Source organism: Lactobacillus apis (assembly GCF_002837055.1).
Classification (GTDB): Bacteria; Bacillota; Bacilli; order Lactobacillales; family Lactobacillaceae; genus Lactobacillus; species Lactobacillus apis.
The window spans coordinates 523489-542919 of record NZ_PDKP01000001.1 but is presented as its reverse complement, the minus strand read 5'-3'; the positions used below and the strand labels follow the sequence as shown (position 1 = coordinate 542919).

General features: G+C 36.7%; 17 protein-coding genes and 1 other annotated feature. Of the genes, 16 read left to right on the top strand and 1 reads right to left on the bottom strand.

Features of this window, described 5'->3' with window-relative positions; genetic code table 11:
• Positions 1-151 precede the first annotated feature (151 nt).
• Positions 152-844: an SLAP domain-containing protein gene (locus tag CRG87_RS02610; protein WP_074425264.1), complete on the top strand. Its 693-nt coding sequence runs from the start codon at positions 152-154 to the stop codon at positions 842-844.
• Positions 845-1049: 205 nt separating this feature from the next.
• Positions 1050-1769 (top strand): MIP/aquaporin family protein, encoded by a 720-nt coding sequence (locus tag CRG87_RS02605; protein ID WP_074425265.1) that lies wholly within the window; start codon positions 1050-1052, stop codon positions 1767-1769.
• 58 nt (positions 1770-1827) lie between these two features.
• Here the strand turns inward: CRG87_RS02605 and CRG87_RS02600 are convergent, their stop codons facing one another.
• Entirely contained in the window at positions 1828-2709 is an 882-nt protein-coding gene (locus CRG87_RS02600) for a LysR family transcriptional regulator (RefSeq protein ID WP_074425267.1), read from the bottom strand.
• Positions 2710-2896: 187 nt separating this feature from the next.
• Between CRG87_RS02600 and CRG87_RS02595 the strand changes: the two genes are divergently transcribed.
• The 14 genes from CRG87_RS02595 to citF all read left to right on the top strand — a co-directional run bounded on the left by CRG87_RS02595 (position 2897) and on the right by citF (position 19426).
• Positions 2897-3850, top strand: a complete 954-nt coding sequence (locus CRG87_RS02595) for a N(4)-(beta-N-acetylglucosaminyl)-L-asparaginase (RefSeq protein WP_074425268.1) — start codon at positions 2897-2899, stop codon at positions 3848-3850.
• A 22-nt stretch (positions 3851-3872) separates the two neighbouring features.
• Positions 3873-4511 (top strand): copper homeostasis protein CutC, encoded by a 639-nt coding sequence (locus CRG87_RS02590; RefSeq protein WP_074425270.1) that lies wholly within the window; start codon positions 3873-3875, stop codon positions 4509-4511.
• Between the two features lie 52 nt (positions 4512-4563).
• Positions 4564-4804 (top strand) — a binding site (T-box leader).
• A 140-nt stretch (positions 4805-4944) separates the two neighbouring features.
• A complete protein-coding gene (gene brnQ / locus CRG87_RS02585) occupies positions 4945-6324 on the top strand; it encodes a branched-chain amino acid transport system II carrier protein (protein WP_074425271.1) in 1380 nt (459 codons plus the stop codon).
• Between the two features lie 124 nt (positions 6325-6448).
• Entirely contained in the window at positions 6449-8494 is a 2046-nt protein-coding gene (locus CRG87_RS02580; protein WP_074425718.1) for a copper-translocating P-type ATPase, read from the top strand.
• Positions 8495-8682: 188 nt separating this feature from the next.
• Positions 8683-10086 carry a class II fumarate hydratase gene (locus tag CRG87_RS02575; RefSeq protein ID WP_074425272.1) on the top strand — a complete coding sequence of 468 codons (1404 nt, stop codon included), beginning with the start codon at positions 8683-8685 and terminating at the stop codon, positions 10084-10086.
• Positions 10087-10104: 18 nt separating this feature from the next.
• The gene (locus CRG87_RS02570) at positions 10105-11502 is read left to right on the top strand and encodes a flavocytochrome c (RefSeq protein ID WP_074425273.1); all 1398 of its coding nucleotides are present in this window, start codon (positions 10105-10107) and stop codon (positions 11500-11502) included.
• 187 nt (positions 11503-11689) lie between these two features.
• Positions 11690-12619 carry an L-lactate dehydrogenase gene (locus CRG87_RS02565; protein ID WP_074425274.1) on the top strand — a complete coding sequence of 310 codons (930 nt, stop codon included), beginning with the start codon at positions 11690-11692 and terminating at the stop codon, positions 12617-12619.
• A gap of 15 nt (positions 12620-12634) precedes the next feature.
• Positions 12635-13333 (top strand): RraA family protein, encoded by a 699-nt coding sequence (locus CRG87_RS02560; protein WP_074425275.1) that lies wholly within the window; start codon positions 12635-12637, stop codon positions 13331-13333.
• A gap of 18 nt (positions 13334-13351) precedes the next feature.
• Positions 13352-14818: a DASS family sodium-coupled anion symporter gene (locus CRG87_RS02555; protein ID WP_074425276.1), complete on the top strand. Its 1467-nt coding sequence runs from the start codon at positions 13352-13354 to the stop codon at positions 14816-14818.
• Positions 14819-15616, top strand: a complete 798-nt coding sequence (locus CRG87_RS02550; protein ID WP_074425278.1) for an alpha/beta fold hydrolase — start codon at positions 14819-14821, stop codon at positions 15614-15616. It begins immediately after the preceding gene.
• 22 nt (positions 15617-15638) lie between these two features.
• Positions 15639-16697, top strand: a complete 1059-nt coding sequence (gene citC / locus CRG87_RS02545; protein ID WP_074425279.1) for a [citrate (pro-3S)-lyase] ligase — start codon at positions 15639-15641, stop codon at positions 16695-16697.
• Positions 16687-16983, top strand: coding sequence for a citrate lyase acyl carrier protein (gene citD, locus CRG87_RS02540; protein ID WP_074425281.1), 297 nt, complete (start codon positions 16687-16689; stop codon positions 16981-16983). Before citC ends, citD begins: the two co-directional genes overlap by 11 nt.
• Positions 16984-17898: an aldolase/citrate lyase family protein gene (locus CRG87_RS02535; RefSeq protein WP_074425283.1), complete on the top strand. Its 915-nt coding sequence runs from the start codon at positions 16984-16986 to the stop codon at positions 17896-17898.
• Positions 17888-19426 (top strand): citrate lyase subunit alpha, encoded by a 1539-nt coding sequence (gene citF, locus CRG87_RS02530; RefSeq protein WP_101138664.1) that lies wholly within the window; start codon positions 17888-17890, stop codon positions 19424-19426. Before CRG87_RS02535 ends, citF begins: the two co-directional genes overlap by 11 nt.
• The last annotated feature ends 5 nt before the right edge of the window (positions 19427-19431 follow it).

Genomic DNA, 19431 nt, shown 5'->3' with positions numbered 1-19431 from the left:
AATATAAATGAGTTACCTTTCTAGTATAAAACAAAATAATAAGAGATACATTCATAGTATAAAAATTTTAATTACTCTAAATACAAGAATTAATTCCGTTAATGTAGTAAAATTAATTCTAATAAGATTATTTTATCAATGAGGTGTAAATATGAACAAGAAAACGCTATTTAGCTTAGTTGGTGCAGCTTCAATTGCTGTTAGTTTAAGTGCAACTGCTCCGGTTTTGGCAGCAGAAACTACTAATCCAAACACAACATCAACTACTACAACTACTCCTTCAGCAGATCAAACAAGTACAACAGATACTTCAAAGACTTCTACTACAGGTCAAACTGGAACAACTGATACCTCAAAGACTCCTGCTACCGGAACAACTGATACAACCAAGCCAACAACTTCGAAGCCAATTAACACCGCGGACTTAAATAAGGCTATGAACCTAAATGGGAAGCTTGCTAAGTTGACTAAAAACTCCTATGTATATGATGCAAAGGGTAAGCGTATTAAAAATGCCAAACTAAAGAAGGGGACAATTATTCCCGTATCTGGTGTTACAACTCCAGATAACAAAGTTCTTATTGGGTATAACAAAAAGGGTAAGTACATTAAGGTTAATAATGTTGAACTTTTTAAGGCTGTTCAGTATAAAGTAAAAAAGAACGCCTATGTATATGACAGTAAAGGTAAGCAGAATATGAGAGTTTACTTACCTAAAGGGAAAAAGGTAACAGTTTTCAGAACCAAAAAAATTAAGGGCGTTAAATATGTTGCGGTTTCAGATTCACTGTATATAAAATGGTCAGTTTTAGATCATAAGAGTGGTAAAGTTGTTTCAGGCTAATCTTTCGCTCTTGAAAAGGGTACCTATCCAATAGGTACCCTTTTTTATTCTAAATTTGTATAGAATATGCATTTGAATTCCAAGTACATACTTTCACAATACAAAATTTTGTTTACAAAGTAACGGCAATGCAATACTATATATTTGTGAAGTATATTATTCTATAAATTTTATTTATAGAAATAACAAAAGTGGGAGAAGAAAAATGAATAATAGTTTGTCTATGCAGTTAATAGGTGAATTTCTAGGAACTGCAATGCTTGTTTTGCTTGGAGACGGTGTTTGTGCTGGAACTAATTTAAACAAGTCTAAGTCAAAAGGAGCAGGTTGGATTGTCATTGCTTTTGGTTGGGGTTTTGCTGTTGCATTCAGCGTTTATAGCGCACGTTGGTTATGTTTAGGCCACTATAATCCTGCAGTTACTTTTTCAATGGCAATTGCTCATAAGTTACCATGGTCTTCAGTCCTACCTTATTTTGTGGTACAAGTACTAGGTGCATTTGTTGGAGCTATTTTAGTATGGTTAACTTATTACCCACACTGGAAAGAAACAGATGATCAAGAAGCAATTTTAGGTTCTTTTGCTACAGTTCCAGCAATTCGAAGCTATGCATGGAACTTTTTCACTGAAGCAATTGCTACTTTCGTTTTAGTATACGGATTGCTAGCATTGACTAATGGTGACTTAGCTGCTGGTTTAAATCCTTTACTTGCTGGTTTCTTAATTACATCAGTTTGTTTATCACTTGGTGGACCTACTGGTGTTGCTTTAAACCCAGCCCGTGATTTTGGTCCTAGATTGGCTCATCAATTATTGCCAATCGCTAACAAGGGACAATCAGACTGGGCTTACAGTTGGGTTCCAGTTGTAGCACCATTAGTTGGTGGGGCACTTGCTGCTTCATTATTTAATGTGTTAGCTTAACAATCAAAAAAAGCACATGACTTAACTAGTCATGTGCTTTTTGTTTGCTTTATAAAAACTAAGGTTTAAAGTGCCGCAATATGTCAATTCCTTTTTTCTGATATTTGTTTGGTACGAAGCTCTTGCGCATTGCAATTTGCATATAGGCATATAATTTTTGTCCTGGCTTCAGTCTGATAACGTGTACACCAGTTTGGTCCTTAAGACTACTTTCCATCACAAGTGCGATACCAACATTTCTTTTAACTAAGTCTATCACCGTTTGCATTGTTTGCGCAGTGTATATGACGTTAGGAATAAAATCACCTAATTTACCGACTTCTTCAAGACACTCTCTAGTTAAGAAACCACGACTACGTGCAACAAATTTTCTATTTTTAAGATCCGCCGCACTAATTTGATGAATATCTCTCCACTGATCTGTTTCACTGGTAATAATTACTAATTCAGTTCTGTTTAGGTTATGGATAAAATACTCAGAATCGTTAATTGGAACCATCCAAGAATAAATAGCGACGTCAGCATTTCCATTTTTTAATTCAGCGAACGCATTAGTGGAACGCTCAATATTGGTATCAATTAAATCAGTTAAGCCTGCTTGATAAAACTTCATGATAATGTCAGCAATGTAAGAATTGCCAGCTTCACCTGAAAAGGCCAGACGCAGTTTTTTATCGCTGGCGTGTCTAACATCATAATTGATATTAGACATGTCCTGCAATAATATTTGAGCTTTTTCATAAAGCATTTCACCCGCGGCTGTTAGTGTAATTTTACTTTTTCTGTTTTTCTGTAAAATTAGTGGATCATCAAACTTTTCAGATAGACGTTTGATTGCCATTGAGATAGTTGGTTGGGTTACATCAAAGAGAGCAGCGGTGGCTGTGTAATTACCCGTCTCTACTAGTTTACAAAAGTATAGAAGATCTTTTTCGTTCATATTATATCTCCTAGTTATAATCAATAACTTTTATAATTCTCTATCTTTTCTGATTATATTAAACTCAAGTTAAACTTGCAAATATTCCTTACTAGACGCTTTATTTGACCTTTTTTGTCTTTAGCTTGTCACAATTTTAGGCCTAGTATAAGATTAACGATAAGAAATGGTAAAGGAAGGAAAAATTATGACCTGGGCAGCAATATCAACCTGGAGAATGTCATTTGATGGCTTAAGTGAAGCTAGTGTACTTTTAGATAAAGGAATTAATGCTGGTGATGCAGTTGAAAAATTAATTAATGTTGTAGAAAACAATGAACACTACAAATCTGTTGGTTTTGGCGGTTTGCCTAATGAAGAGGGTATAGTGCAAATGGATGCTGGCTTTATGGATGGCGATACATTTGCACAAGGATCAGTTGCTGCAATAGAAAATGTTAAAAATGCCGTTTCGGTGGCCCGGAAATTAAGTGAAAATAAAACTAATAGTTTCTTAGTCGGTGATGGCGCAACGAAGTTTGCTGCCAAAAATGGTTTTGAAATGACTAATATGCTAACAGAAAAAGCCAAAAAAGAATGGCAAGAGCGTCTAAATGTTAATCAACAGGGGCAACTCCGTGCCTACGATGGCCACGATACAGTTGGTGCGGTAACGCTTGATCAGCAAGGCTCGATGGCAGCCGCAACATCTACATCTGGTTTATTTATGAAAAAAGATGGGCGTATTGGAGACTCACCTTTATCTGGATCAGGTTTTTATGCTGATAGCCAAGTTGGTGCTGCTGCAGCAACTGGACTAGGTGAGGATATTATGAAGGGATGCTTGTCCTACGAGATTGTTCGTAAAATGGCCGAGGGACAGTCACCTCAAGATGCATGCGATCAGGCACTGTTTTCTTTTGCTAAAACTTTAAAGAATCGTTATGGAAGTTGTGATGCCATTTCGCTGATTGCCTTAAACTCTAAAGGAGAATGGGGAGTTGCAACAAATGTTGAGTTTGCTTTTTGTGTTTCTGATAATAAACACGAGGCAAAAATCATGATTGCTCAACAGGCGGCAAAAGATAGGACTAAAATTTTCCCAATGACGGAAAAGTGGTTGGCAGATTATCAAAAAAGAACAGAGTCGACAATTGATTAGGCTATAAGGAAAAAGATTGAGAATGTTAAAAGAAGCTTGCGTTGAAAATTTTACTAATGTACCTAAAGTGATTGCCGAAGGAGCCAACCGAATTGAGCTTAATAATGATTTGGCTGCTGGTGGTACGACACCCTCATTTGGAGTAACTAAAAAAGTCGTGGAATATGCGCATAACTTGAATATCCCAGTGGTGGTAATGATTAGACCTAGAGCAGGTAATTTCGTTTATACAAAAGATGAAATAGCCATTATGCTTTCAGATATTGAAATGGCTTCACTGGCAGGAGCAGACGGTGTTACTTTTGGCTGTATTGATACTAATGGTGAGCTGGATCAAGAAAATATGAGTAAATTGATTCAACTAGCTCATGTCCTTGATTTGGAAGTTGTTATGCACATGGCTTTTGACGAGATAGCTGAGAATCAGCAACAAAATGCTATTGATTGGTTAAGTTCTAAAAAAGTTAAACGCATTTTGACGCACGGGGGCAGTTTAGAGCAAACTATTTCCGATAATTATCCTCACTTAAAAGAAATTATTAAGTGGGCTAAAAATAAAATTGAAATTCTTCCTGGTGGTGGAATAACTGCTCAAAACATAGCTAAAGTAGCTAGAGAGCTCGATGTTAATCAAATGCACGGGACGAAAATCGTGAGCTAACGCAAAAAAATTATTGACAAAAAATAAGACAATAATTAAAATGAAATTAATATAAAAAGCAATGAAAAGAAGAGTAAGATCATTTAAAGCGTATTAGAGAGTTCTGTTTGCTGAAAATGAACCGTGAGAGTAGTCTGAAAGTAACTTTGAGCTATATGGTGAATTTTTAGTAGCTAATATTGGTGACACCCATTATCGTGTTAGCGTATCGCAGTTATGCCGTACGTGAAGTGACCTAACGATCATTTTGTTCGTTGGTAAAATAGGTGGTACCGTGCTAAAGCACCCTTGATGAAAATCAGGGTGTTTTTTTATTGGTTTTTACAAAGTTCAAAGTTAAAGTACATGCTAGAAAGTGAGAGAAATGAAAAGTATTTTTTAAAGTAGGCATCTATTGAAGACATACAGAAATATGAAAAGGTAGGAGAGTAAAATGGAAGAATTTAAAGACGATATTAATAAAAAGCCATTAAGTTGGAAGGATTACTTAGTAGTCGCATCTTTATTATTTGGTTTGTTTTTTGGAGCTGGAAATTTAATTTTTCCAATCCATTTGGGCCAATTATCTGGAGCAAATTGGGGGATGGCAACTTTTGGCTTTTTAGTGACAGCGGTTTTGTTGCCATTACTGGCTGTCTTAGCGATTAGTGCTAGTCATGCTAAAGGTGTTTATGATATTGGAAAGCCATTAGGGCCTAAATTTGCATTGATTTTTATGGTTTTAATCCATTTGACGCTAGGACCATTATTTGCAACACCACGTACTGCGAGCATTTCTTTTTCGGTCGGGTTAGCACCAGTGCTGCCACAAAAATATGCGAAAATTAGTTTATTAATTTTTTCGGCTATTTTCTTTATTTTAGCTTTTATCATTGCATATAAGCAATCAACTATTTTAAGCAGTATTGGAAAGGTCTTAAACCCACTGTTTCTGATTTTATTATTCTCGGTATTTTTACTTGCAGCTCATTCGCCAATGGGTGCTGCTAAAAATCAAAGTGCTACGGCTGCTTATCAAGCAATGCCATTTTTTAACGGCTTCTTGCAAGGATACAACACAATGGATGCTTTAGCTGGTCTTGCTTTCGGTTATACGATTGTGTCTGCCGTTAATCAATTAGGTAAGACATCTGCTAAGAGTAATGCTAAGGTAACCGCGAGAGCAGGTGTGATTGCTACAAGTGCGATCGGGGTTATCTATATCGGCTTAATTTGGTTAGGTGCAACTACATTAAATCACTTTAAAATTGCGCCCGAGGGTGGAACAACGTTTAATCAAATCGTTACTTATTATTTAGGGGATGTTGGCCATGCACTTCTTGCAACTCTAGTTACACTCACATGTTTGACTACTGCTGTTGGTTTAATTGCAGCATTTGCGCAAGACTTTCACCGTAGTTTCAAAAAGATTAGCTATCACGCATGGCTTGCCATCATGACATTTGTTTCCTTTATCACGGCTAACTTTGGCTTAGATACGATTATTGCTTGGTCCACACCAATGTTGATGTTTTTATATCCAATTGCGATGGTTTTAATCATTTTGTCAATTTCAGGTACTCTTTTTGATCATGATCCAGTTGTTTATTATTGGGGAGTGGGGTTAACACTAATTCCAGCTATTTTTGATATGCTTGCGTCATTTCCTCCAGCAATTAGTCAACAGGGCTGGGCATTAGCACTAAAATCGATTCAATATCGTTTCTTACCATTTTCAGACATTGGCATGGATTGGGTTATTCCAACTGTTCTTGGGCTGGCAATTGGTTTTGCTGTTCACTTTTATCACAAAGCTAAATTGCAAGATGCTTAACCATTCGTATAGTTCAACTTTTAGAGCCTCTTCTTTGACATCACTGCTTGATAAAAGTAGATTTAACTTAAAGAGTTAATTAAATTGATGTAAAAAGAAGTGGGGGCTAATTATTTTGAACGATATGAATATGGGCAATCAAGGTAAAAATAAAAGTGCTCAGTCTGGGACAAAAATGCACCACTCATCAATGCAAATGAGTGGTGGCAACATGATGATGCACGGAAATCAGATGATGGACATGGGAAATCTAAAACAAAAATTTTGGATTTCTCTAGTGCTTGCATTACCGATACTGTTTCTATCACCAGCAATGGGAATTAGTTTGCCATTTCAATTTTCTTTTAACGGTTCTGAATGGATAGTAGCTCTTTTTGCAACTATCCTATTCTTTTATGGTGGCGAACCATTTTTAAAAGGTGCTTTTTATGAGTTAAAAGCAAAAAGACCTGAAATGATGACCTTAATCTCCCTTGGTATTGTTACGGCGTATGTTTATAGTATCTATGCTTTTGTTGAAAACAATATCTTACATAATCAAAATCAGGTAATGGACTTTTTTTGGGAATTGGCAACCCTAATTTTAATTATGTTATTAGGTCATTGGATTGAAATGTCTTCCATGATGAGTGCAAATAGTTCAGTAAATGACCTAGCTAAATTATTACCAGATAAGGTCCATCTTCAAGATAATGATCAGACAAAAGATGTTTCAATTAACGATGTGCAAAAGGATGCAATTGTTTTAGTTAAACCAGGTGAGAGCATACCATTAGACGGAATTATCATTAATGGTTCCAGCGATATTAATGAATCCTTGGTTACAGGTGAATCACAAAGTGTAACACGCAAAGTTAATGATAAAGTAATCGGTGGTTCAATCAATGGTTCCGGCACAATTGTAGTTAAGGTATCCAGTTCAGCTAACTCAGGCTTTTTGGCAAACGTAAACAAGTTAGTTCAGTCATCGCAAATGAATAAATCTAATTTACAGAATTTAGCAGATCGCGTGTCCGGTTGGTTGTTTTATGCAGCACTAATTATTGGTGTCATTGCTCTAATTGTCTGGACTAGTTTAAAAGGAATAAGTAACGGACTGGAGCGGATGGTTACAGTGCTAGTCATTGCCTGCCCACATGCATTGGGTTTAGCTATTCCCCTTGTAAATGCAAAAAGCATGTCAATTGGTGCAAAAAATGGACTGTTGATTCGAAACCGCAATGTAATTGGTATTAGTCAAAAAATTAAATATGTTGTAATGGATAAGACGGGGACACTGACTGAAGGAAAATTTCAGGTTCGTCAGTTTGATACACTAAACCAAACAATCAATAAGGAAGGTGTATTAAGATTAATTGCCTCGCTTGAACAAGATTCAACGCATCCAATTGCAAAGAGTATCTTGCAATTTGCCGATGAAAAGAAAATCAGTCTTTTACCGTTATCAAATAGCAAAACTGCTTCGGGTAAAGGTGTTACTGGAACAATTAATGGCAAGGATTATCAATTAGTCAACGAAAAAACCGCTCGTTCTTTAGTTAATAATTTTCCTAGAATATCTGCTGCTGATTATACGGTAAGCTATCTTTTACAGGACGCAAATCTGCTCGGTTATGTTGCAGTTGGTGATCAAGTCAAGAAAACAGCAATTTCACTAATTAAAGAACTTAAAGCCCAAAACATTATTCCAGTAATGTTAACTGGTGATAATGAAAATGTTGCGGATAGTATTGCAGAAAAGCTGGGAATTACAGAAGTTTACTCAGGGCTTTTGCCAGTAGATAAACAAAAAATTATCGGAAAGTATCAAGCTAATGGCAATAAGGTAATGATGGTAGGGGATGGAATTAACGATGCTCCTAGCTTAGCAAAAGCTGATATCGGTGTAGCTATTGGTACAGGAACAGATGTTGCAATTGATTCTGCTGATGTCGTTTTGGTTAATAGTAATCCAATTGATATCATCAATTTTTTAAAGCTAGCTAAAAACACACAGAAAAAGACAGTTGAAAATTTATGGTGGGGAGCCGGCTATAACATTATAGCCTTACCACTTGCTGCAGGTGTTTTAGCTCCAATTGGAATTCTTCTTCCACCAGCAGTTGGCGCAATCTTAATGTCGCTTTCAACTGTGATTGTCGCTGTCAATGCGGAAACAATCCGAATATAAAACTATCAAAAGGCATCTAAAGAAAGGTGTCTTTTTGTCTTTTATTAACTTTTTAAATAATTAAAATGATAGCACTTTAATTTGAAAAATATTGAACAAAAATTAAATAACGCGTATCATAAATAGTGAGGTCGCGAAAGAAATATTTTTCAGTTAGAATAGAAATATAAGTTAAAAAGGAGAAGCAAATGAGCGAAGAAGAATACCGTGTTGAAAGTGACACTATTGGTCCTGTAAAAATTCCTAAGGACGCATTATGGGGACCCCAAACAGAAAGAAGTCGAAATAACTTTCCAAGTGGGGAACTCATGCCGCTGGCAATTATTCGTGCATTTTTAAACCTGAAAAAGGCTGCTGCTGAGTCAAATGTAGAAGTAGGCGATGAACCAGAAGAAAAAGGTGCAGCAATTGAAGATGCAGTTGACCATCTTTTACAATTAAATGATGAAGATTTGCGTAAAGATTTTCCACTTCACGTATTGCAAACGGGTTCTGGTACTCAAAGCAATATGAATGTTAATGAAGTTGTTGCCAATTTAGCTAATAAATTACACCCTGGCTTAAATATTTTGCCAAACGATGATGTTAACCGTGGTCAATCCTCTAATGATACTTATCCTACGGCAATGAATATCGTTGCTGTTGAAGCACTTGATAAGTTAGAGCCAGCTATTCAGCATTTAATTGACGAATTAAAGATTAAGCAAGATAAATACTGGAAGACTGTAAAAGTAGGACGTACGCACTTGCAAGATGCAACTCCAATTACCTTTGGTCAAGAAGTCTCTGGCTATATTTCTGCTCTGAAACATGACTTATCATACATTCAAGAGTTAAAACCTACTTTATATGAATTAGCAATTGGTGGTACGGCTGTTGGGACTGGACTGAATGCTGCTCCAGGTATGACAGAAAAAATTGTTGCTAAATTATCCGAAGTTTACGGTCATGAGTTCAAAGTTAAGACTAATAAATTCTGGGGCTTAGCTCATCATTCTGGTATTGATGTTGTTCATGGAGCATTAAAGACTCTAGCAGCAGATATGTTTAAAATTGCGCAAGATATTCGCTTCTTAGCTTCGGGTCCAAGAGCTGCTTATCATGAATTAAACATTCCTGCTAACGAACCAGGTTCTTCAATTATGCCTGGTAAAGTTAACCCAACTCAAGCTGAAGCAGTGACCATGGCTGCTGCTAAAGTTTTTGGTAATGACACAACAATCACTTTCGCTGCTTCACAAGGAAACTTCGAAATGAATGTCTTTAAAACCGTCATGATTGCCGCCTTTTTGGATTCATGCGATATTTTGACAGGTACAATTGAAGGCTTTGCCGATAAGATGATTTCTGGTTTAACAGTTAACTCAGAAAAGATGGATGAATTACTAGAAAATTCATTGATGACAGTTACTGCATTGTCACCTCATATTGGTTATCATGCTGCGGCTAAGATTGCACAAGCTGCAGATAAAGAAGGAACAACGCTTAAAGAAGCAGCTTTGAAGAGTGGCGAGCTAACAGAAGAGCAATATGATCAATGGATGGATTACATGCAAATGACTAATATTGATCGAACAGAACCAGAAGAATAAATTTACAGGAGGAATTTGATGGCTAAATTTGTTTTTACACCCAATGATAGTTCTGAAATTGACAACGATTACGATGCTATAATTATTGGTGCTGGTGGAGCAGGACTCACTGCAGCAATTCAAGCAAATGAATTAGGATTAAAAGTGGCCGTTTTTGAGAAAAACGCAGAGCTTGGCGGTAACACTAATCGGGCTTCGTCCGGAATGAATGCTTCTGAAAGTCTTGTTCAAATCAATGAAGGTATCATTGATAACAAAGAAGATTTTTACGAGGAAACGCTAAAGGGTGGTGGACGCTTGAATGATCCAGAACTACTTCGTTATTTTGTTGATCACTCTGCTTTAGCAATTGATTGGTTAAGTGATCATGGAATTGAATTAACTAATCTGACAATTACAGGTGGAATGAGTAAAAAGAGAGCTCACCGTCCTGCTTCAATGGCTCCTGTAGGTAATTATCTTGTATCAGGTGCACTTGAACAGATTCAAAAAGAAAATATTCCTGTGTTTAACAATACTAAAGTGACGAAACTGATCCGTGCTGATAAGCAAAGAGTTACTGGTGTTGAAGTTGAAACACCTGCGGGTACTAAAACAGTAAATGCTAAGGCAATTTTACTAGCAAGTGGTGGTTTTGGTTCTTCTAAAGAGCTTATCAAAAAGTATCGTCCTGATTTGGTTGATTTTAAAACTACTAATCAGCCTGGAGCAACAGGCGATGGCTTAAAACTAGCTGAAGAAGTTGATGCACAGCTTGAACAAATGGACTTTATTCAAGTTCATCCAACTGCACAGACCGATACTGATCACGTGTATTTAATTGGTGAAGGCTTACGTGGTGAAGGAGCAATTTTGGTTAATAAATCTGGTAAAAGGTTTGTTAACGAAATGAATACTAGAAAAATTGTTTCCAATGCAATAAATGATTTGCATGAAGGAGGAGCATATCTAATATTTGATCAAGGCATCAGAGAAAACTTTACTGCAGTCGAATTTTATGATCATGTTGGTCTGGTTAGCCATGGAAATACATTACAAGAAGTTGCGCAAGCAATTGATGTTGATGGTGATAATCTTCAGACAACTGTCGATACTTGGAATGATGCTATTAATCAAAAGAATGACGCTCAATTTGGTAGAACTACAGGAATGGATCGCTCAATTACCAAGGGACCTTTCTTTGCTATTCACATTAATCCTGCCATTCACTACACCATGGGCGGAATTCATATCACTCCGAAGACTGAGGTCTTAGATACTGACGGTAATGTGATTCCGGGCCTATATGCAGCTGGTGAAGTTTCCGGTGGGCTTCATGGCAATAACCGAATTGGTGGAAATTCAATTGCTGAAACAGTGATTTTTGGCCGTCAAGCAGGTATGCAAATGACTGATTACGTAAGAAATAGTAAATAGTTTATTTAAACCAAAAAGTGCTTAGCCTAGTGCTAAGCATTTTTTTATTTAAAAATAAAAAAGCTCTTTCGTTTTTTATAAATTTAAAAAATAAATTACTTTTTTAAAATATTGCAAAAGCAAGAGGCTTTATTTATAATATGTTGTGTAAAGGATTACATACCCAGAATTGAAAGGATTTTAAATTATGTCAAGAAAAGTTTTACTCGTTGGTGATGGAGCAGTTGGTTCAACTTTTGCAAATGACCTTTTACTAAGTACCCAAGTTGACGAATTAGTAATTACGGATGTTGTAAAGGAAAGGCCAATTGGCGATTCAATGGATCTTGAAGACATTACTCCATTTGTTGGTTCATGTAATATTCATGCAGGTGAGTATGCAGATGCAAAGGATGCTGATGTTGTAGTTATTACAGCTGGTATACCACGTAAACCAGGTGAGACTAGATTAGACTTAGTCAATAAGAACGTTAAAATTTTGAAAAGTATTATTCAGCCAGTCGTAGAATCTGGATTTAGTGGAATATTTGTTGTTTCTGCCAACCCAGTTGATATACTGACGACCTTGACACAAAAACTTTCTGGTTTTCCTAAGAACAAAGTTATTGGTACAGGTACATCGCTTGACTCTGCTCGATTAAAAGTAGAACTGGCAAAAAAATTAAATTTATCTGTGGAAAGCGTTAACTCCATTGTGCTAGGCGAACATGGTGACACTTCATTCGAAAACTTTGATGAAACAGTAGTTGATGGTAAACCATTAAGCGAATATAATGAACTTAATTTTTCAGATTTATCTAATATTGAAAGTGACATACGTCAGAAAGGTGGGGAAATTATTAAAAGTAAAGGGGCAACCTTTTATGGCATTGCGATGATGCTAGCAAAAATAGTTAGTGCAATTTTGGAAAATAAAGCAATCGTCTTACCGCTATCAGCACCTATAAATGGTGAATATGGCATTAAACATGACTTATATTTGGGCACTCCAACAGTGATTGATGGTACTGGAATTAGTCATGTGATTGAAACCAAGTTATCAGATAAGGAACTAGCTAAAATGGTTAATTCTGCTGATAAAATGCAGGAAGTTCTAGATGGTATTGAATTGAACTAATTAAAGAGGATTAAAATGCAAGTAGGAAAAAGAATCTTTTTAAAAAGGGAGTTGCCTGACAAAGATGTAATTACGGGTTTTCGTGATATTCCCACCTCAAATATTGCTGATTGTATGAATCGTAAAGGTGCAATGGCTACACGGATTAAGTTAATGTCTAAACCAACAAGGCAAATGTGTGGTCCAGCCTTTACAGTTCATAATCGGCCAGGCGATAATTTAACCATTTATGCAGCTTTAAAGTACTGCCATGAAGGCGATGTAATTGTAATTGATAATGAAGGTGATAACACTCGAGCTGTTATTGGAGAAGTTATGATGACTTGGCTTCGTGATCAAAGACATGTTGCTAGAGTAGTAGTAGATGGTCCTATGAGAGATATTGACAGTTTACGTAATTGGGACTTGCCAATATACGCTGTCAGCACTTCGCCAAATGGCCCATACAAGGAAGGACCTGGAGAAATTAATGTACCAGTTTCTTGTGGCGAAATTAGTGTAAATCCAGGGGATTTGATTGTTGGAGACGCAGACGGTGTTGTTAGAGTAGCTCACGAAAAGGCAGCAAAATTACTGCCTGAGGTTCAGGCCTATAACAAACAAGATAATGCTAAAGCAACAAGTTTCCATGATGGTACAGGTAATATTAATTGGGTAGATGATGAACTGAAAAATAAAAACTATCAGATTATCGACGATATTTATCGCCCGTAAATATAAAGAAGGCTAATTATGAAAACTCTTGAAAAAGTGAATTATAAAGGGTTTATTTTGCCGGTAGTAATTGGAGCAATTTTGTGGCTTCTTACTCCCGTAAGACTTGGTGGATTATCAGCACAAGCATGGGAAATGTTTGCTATTTTTGTGGCTACCATTGTGGGTTGTATCACAAAACCGTTACCAATTGGTGGTACAACGCTGATTGGTTTAATTGTGACTGTTTTAGTTGGTTTAGCTCCCGTTCAAAATGAAGTGAATCCTAAAACAGGTGCAGTGAATGCCGGAATTTTGAGTGCATTTAGCAATTCTGCTTCATGGCTGATTGCAATGGCTTTTATCATAGCCTATGGCATTAGTAAAACAGGCTTAGGAAATCGAATTGCCTATTGGATGATTAGACGCTTTGGTAAACGTTCAATTGGGATTGCTTACGCTATCACTGGATTGGAAATTGTCTTAGGAGCTTTAATTCCATCCAATAGTGCTCGAACAGGTGGTGTTGTTTGGCCAGTGACAGAATCAATTTCTAAGGATTATGATTCACTACCAAATGATCCCTCTCGTAAAAAGATTGGTGCATTTTTAAGTTTTATCGCTTTTCATGCTAATGTGATTTCAACTGCTCTATTCATTACGGGGGCTGCACCTAACATGGTCGCTTCTCAAATGGCTGTTCAAAAAGGCTACACAATGTCTTGGATAAGCTGGTTTACAGCAGCAATTGTCCCAGCTTTAATCGCAACCATTGTTATTCCTTTAATTATCTATAAGATATTTCCACCTGAAATTAAAGAAACTCCAGATGCTAAGAATTGGGCAGACGAGCATCTAGCTGAAATGGGCCCTGTGTCTAAACCTGAAAAAATCATGTCTGTCGTTTTCTTATTAGCTATTATTTTATGGGTGTTATCAGGAATTTTTAAAATTCCACAATTAGATTCTACTTTTGTTGCTTTTCTAGCAGTTGGTTTACTTTTAATAACTGGTGTTTTAACGATGCAAGATGCCTTAAAGCAAACTGGAGCTTGGAATATTTTGATTTGGCTTTCCATTTTGGTTTTTATGGCCGGTAAACTTATTTCATTTGGTTTTATTGACTGGTTTTCAAAAGCAATTCAGACGGGGCTCCATGGTATAAGTTGGGAAATTGTTTTGGCAGTTTTGGTAATTTTAATGTTCTATACGCACTACTTCTTTGCTAGTGGAACTGCCCATATGACGGCTTTATACTTACCATTCCTTTCAGTTGCGGTGGCAACTGGAGCACCGCTTGCTCTTTCAGCAATGTTACTTGCATTCACTGGAGCCATTAATGCTTCAACTACTCACTACGCCAACGGTCCGGCTTCTATTCTAGCCACGACGGGCTATATTAAGCAGGGCGAATGGTGGAAGTTCAACTTTATTTTAGGCCTCGTGTATCTACTGATCTTTGGAGTCATTGGTACCGTATGGATGAAAATCATAGGAATGTGGTAAATGATTGATCAAGCAGATTTGATTACTAATGATGGCATTAGGATCCATTATTATGATACTAAAGCTGATAAGCCTCCAATTCTTGCTATTCCAGGAATTGGAGGGTCTGCACGCTTATGGGAAAAGGCCGTTGATCTTTTTAAAAATGATTTTCGCTTTATTATAGTTGAACCAAGAAATCAAGGTAAATCTGCACGCACATATAAAGGCCAAAGAATTAGTCGCCATGCAGAAGATCTTAAAGAACTTATTCAGAAACTAGGATTAACTGACATAATTGCGATTGGCAATTCTATGGGAGCAGCTACAATCTGGGCTTACATTTCTTTATTTGGAGAAAAGCGCTTTAGAGCTTTAGTTGATCTTGATCAGCCACCTAAAATGATCAACGATTCAACATGGCAATTTGGCTTTAAAGAATTGTCTTGGGAAAATTATCCCGATTACTTAAAAATTGATTTTGGCTCAGGATTTTATACACATATTGATGATGCTTTGTTTCAAAGGGCGAAAAAAGAAGCACTGAAATATCCTTATTATCCTGAAAACAACTTTTTGTGTCGAATCGATCATGCTGAACAAGATTGGCGCGATGTAATCACTAACTTAACAACCCCAATGTTAGTTTTGGCTGGTAAAAACTCACCATTTTTTGACTATCATTTTGCTTATGAAATGGAAAAGTTAAATAGCAACATAACTGCTGCTGTTGTACCTAATTGTGGGCATATTGTTCAAGCTGAACAACCTCAACTTATGTATAACAAAATAGCAGAATTTTTAACCCAAGTAGATTAATGACGCGGTTAGGATGTGACTAATTACGGATAAAATTGTTGATTTATATTTAAATATTCCTGAAACAAGAAAAAAGTGGCAAGACTTTTTAGTTTCTAAAGGCATAAATAACTTTGGCTCACGTGAAATTAACGTGATTGATCACACAGTTGGTCTAATTGATGACAATGGCAAGCTTGTAGGTACTGGTAGTATAGCAGGTAACGTCTTAAAGTACATTGCCGTTACTAATGAAAATGCGGTCCAAGGTGCACGCTTCAGTCAAATAGTAACTGCACTGCAACAATATTTGTATAGTATAAAGTGCTATCACAGTTTTGTTTTCACTAAAGCACAGTATGCTACAAGTTTTTCTCATTTAGGATTTAACGAAGTAGCAAGAACTGACGAGGCTGCTTTTTTAGAAAGCGGTACGCCGAATATAGATGATTTTGTGTCAAACATTCCTAACCCTTATAAAGGAAAAAACAAAAAAGTTGCTGCAATAGTGATGAATGCAAATCCATTCACTAAAGGACACCAACAATTAGTGGAACTTGCTAGTAAGGAAAATGACTTGGTATATGTATTTGTTGTCCAAACGGATGCTTCGCTTTTCAAGACTGATGAGCGCCTTAACTTAGTTAAGCAGGGGACAGCCGATTTTAAAAATGTGTTAGTTATTAGTGGCGGTGACTATATGGTTTCTAAGTCGACGTTCCCAGCGTATTTTTTAAAATCATCTGATGAACTAATAACTACGCAAACTCAAATTGATGCACACGTTTTTAAAAATTTTATTGCCCCTAGTCTATCAATTACAAGAAGATATTTGGGAACAGAACCATTCTCGCGAACGACTAGTTTTTATAATCAAAGCTTAAGTTCAATACTTAATCCTGAAATAGAAGTTAAGATCATTAATCGTTTTCAAGCTAATGAACAAGTAATTACAGCCACATATGTTAGGCAACTAATAAAAGAAGATAAGCTAGCTGAAATTGCATCTTTTGTACCCAATTCCACAATGCAATTTATTAGTGCAAATAAAGAAGCGTTACAAACTAGGATTAGGAAAGGAATGAATATTAATGGAAATTAAAACTACTGGAGTTGCCGGAACTTTGGAATCATCTGATATACAAATTATGATTTCAAAAGGGGATGATGGCATTCAGATTGACCTTGACTCAGAAGTAATTAAGGCGTATGGAGATCAAATTAAAAAGGTCATTACTGATACCCTTGAGAAATATGGTATTGATAATGCCAAGGTTAAAGCAGTTGACAAAGGAGCTCTTGACTGTGTGATTGCTGCTAGAACTTTAGCAGCTGCGCAGAGAGCAACTGAAACTTCAGATAGACCAGAATTGGGGGTATTGCAATAAATGACTTACATTAAAAATCGTTTGCGGCGAACAATGATGTTTGTGCCAGGTAATAATCCGGCAATGGTAAAAGACGCTGGTATTTATGGTGCTGATTCAATTATGCTTGATTTGGAAGATGCCGTTTCTTTAACAGAAAAAGACGCTGCTAGAATGTTAGTCTTTAATGCAATTAAGACAGTTGATTTTGGCGGTGCAGAAATTGTAGTCAGAATTAATGGGCAAGACACACCTTTTTATGATGAAGATGTTAAAGCAATGGTACGAGCTGGGGTTGACGTCATTCGATTACCAAAAACAGAATCGGCTGATATGATTCAAAAGTTAGTTACAGATATTGAAAATGTAGAAAAGGAATACGGTGTAGAAAAAGGTTCAATTGGGGTAATGGCAGCAATTGAAAGTGCTAAAGGGGTACTCAATACACCAGAAATTGCTACAGCAACTCCATTAATGATGGGACTAGCTGTTTCAGGTGAAGACTACACTGCAGATATGCATACACACCGCTATCCAGATGGTCGAGAACTAGAATTTGCGCGTAACATGGTCTTACAAGCCGCCCGTGCAGCAGATGTCTATGCATTTGATACTGTCTTTTCAAATATGAATGACACGGAAGGCTTTTATAGAGAAACTAGGTACATTTATGAATTAGGCTATGATGGTAAGTCTTTAGTTAATCCTCGCCAAATTCCAATGGTTAATGAAGTCTTCAATCCTTCAAAAGAAGAGATTGAAAATGCAATGGCTGTCCAAAATGCGATTAGTGAAGCCAAGGCAAAGGGCTCTGGTGTTATCTCAATGAATGGAAAAATGGTTGATAAACCAGTAGTCGAAAAGGCTAATAGAGTAATCGAAACAGCTAAGGCTTCAAATTTAATTGATGAGGAGGGCAATTACATTGGAAAATAAGGTTAAACGTAATCTACCAGATGAATTGATGTCTGATATGAAATTAAAACCGTTTGAATCAGTTGAAGTTGGAAACCCAGAAATTAAAAGGATTGCGCCAAAAGTTCATGTTACAACCGGTGAAAACAAAGTAGTTGATTCATTAGAAGAAGTTATAAAGAAGACTCTTAAAGATGGAATGACTATTTCGTTTCACCATCACTTTAGAAATGGCGACTTTGCTTTTAATAAGGTAATGGACTTAATTATAAAACTTGGCTACCAAAATTTGACGCTGGCACCATCATCATTAACTAGTGTGATGAATGATAAAGTCATTGAAGCAATTCAAAAAGGAGTAATTACTAATATTACTTCTTCAGGGATGCGGGGCACTTTGGGCGACTTTGTCTCCCATGGTGGTCTTAAAAATCCAGTTGTTTTCAGATCTCACGGAAACCGAGCTCGTTCAATTGAAGAAGGCGAAATTAAAGTTGATGTTGCCTTTTTGGGCGTTCCAAACTCTGATCCCGCTGGTAATGCCAATGGTCAAGAAGGAGACGCTGTTTTTGGCTCATTAGGTTATGCACTTATTGATGCACAATATGCTGATAATGTCGTTCTTTTAACAGATAATATCATCGATTACCCTAATACTCCTGCTTCAATCAAACAGACTCAGGTAGATTATGTGGTTAAGGTAGATCAAATAGGGGATGCAGATAAAATTGGTTCTGGAGCAACTCGTTTTACCAAGGATCCAAAAGAATTGAAAATTGCTGAGATGGTAAATCAAGTTATTGTCAATTCACCATATTACAAGGAAGGATTTTCATTCCAAACTGGATCTGGTGGTGCTGCGCTTGCAGTTACACGCTACTTAAGACAATCCATGATTAATGATGGAATCACAGCTTCTTTTGCTTTAGGCGGTATCACAAAGCCAACCACAGACTTGCTTGATGAGGGCTTAGTAAAAAAGATTATGGACGTCCAGGATTTTGATAAGGGTGCTGCGGCTTCAATGGCAAAAAATAGGAATCAGCAAGAAATTGATGCTTCTTGGTATGCTGATCCGCATAATAAGGGAGCAGTAGTTAATAATTTAGATGTTGCAATTTTGTCTGCACTACAAATTGATACCGATTTTAACGTAAATGTTATGACTGGTTCAGACGGTGTCATACGAGGAGCGATTGGTGGTCATCAGGATGCTGCTAACGCAAAAATGACAATAATTACAGCACCTCTAGTTAGAGGCCGAAACGCAACCGTTGTTCCATCTGTTGAAACAGTTGTTACACCAGGTGATTCAATTGATGTTTTGGTCACTGAGCGTGGCATTGCCATTAACCCGAAAAGAAAAGACCTAATCGAAGCATTCAGTAAGGTTCCTGATCTTAACATCGTCGATATTACAGAATTACAACAGATGGCTGAAAAACAAGTTGGTGTTCCAAAACCATTAGAATACACTGACAGAACAGTTGCTTTGATTCAGTATCGTGACGGAACAATTATTGACACAATAAAACAAGTGAAAGATTAAAAGTA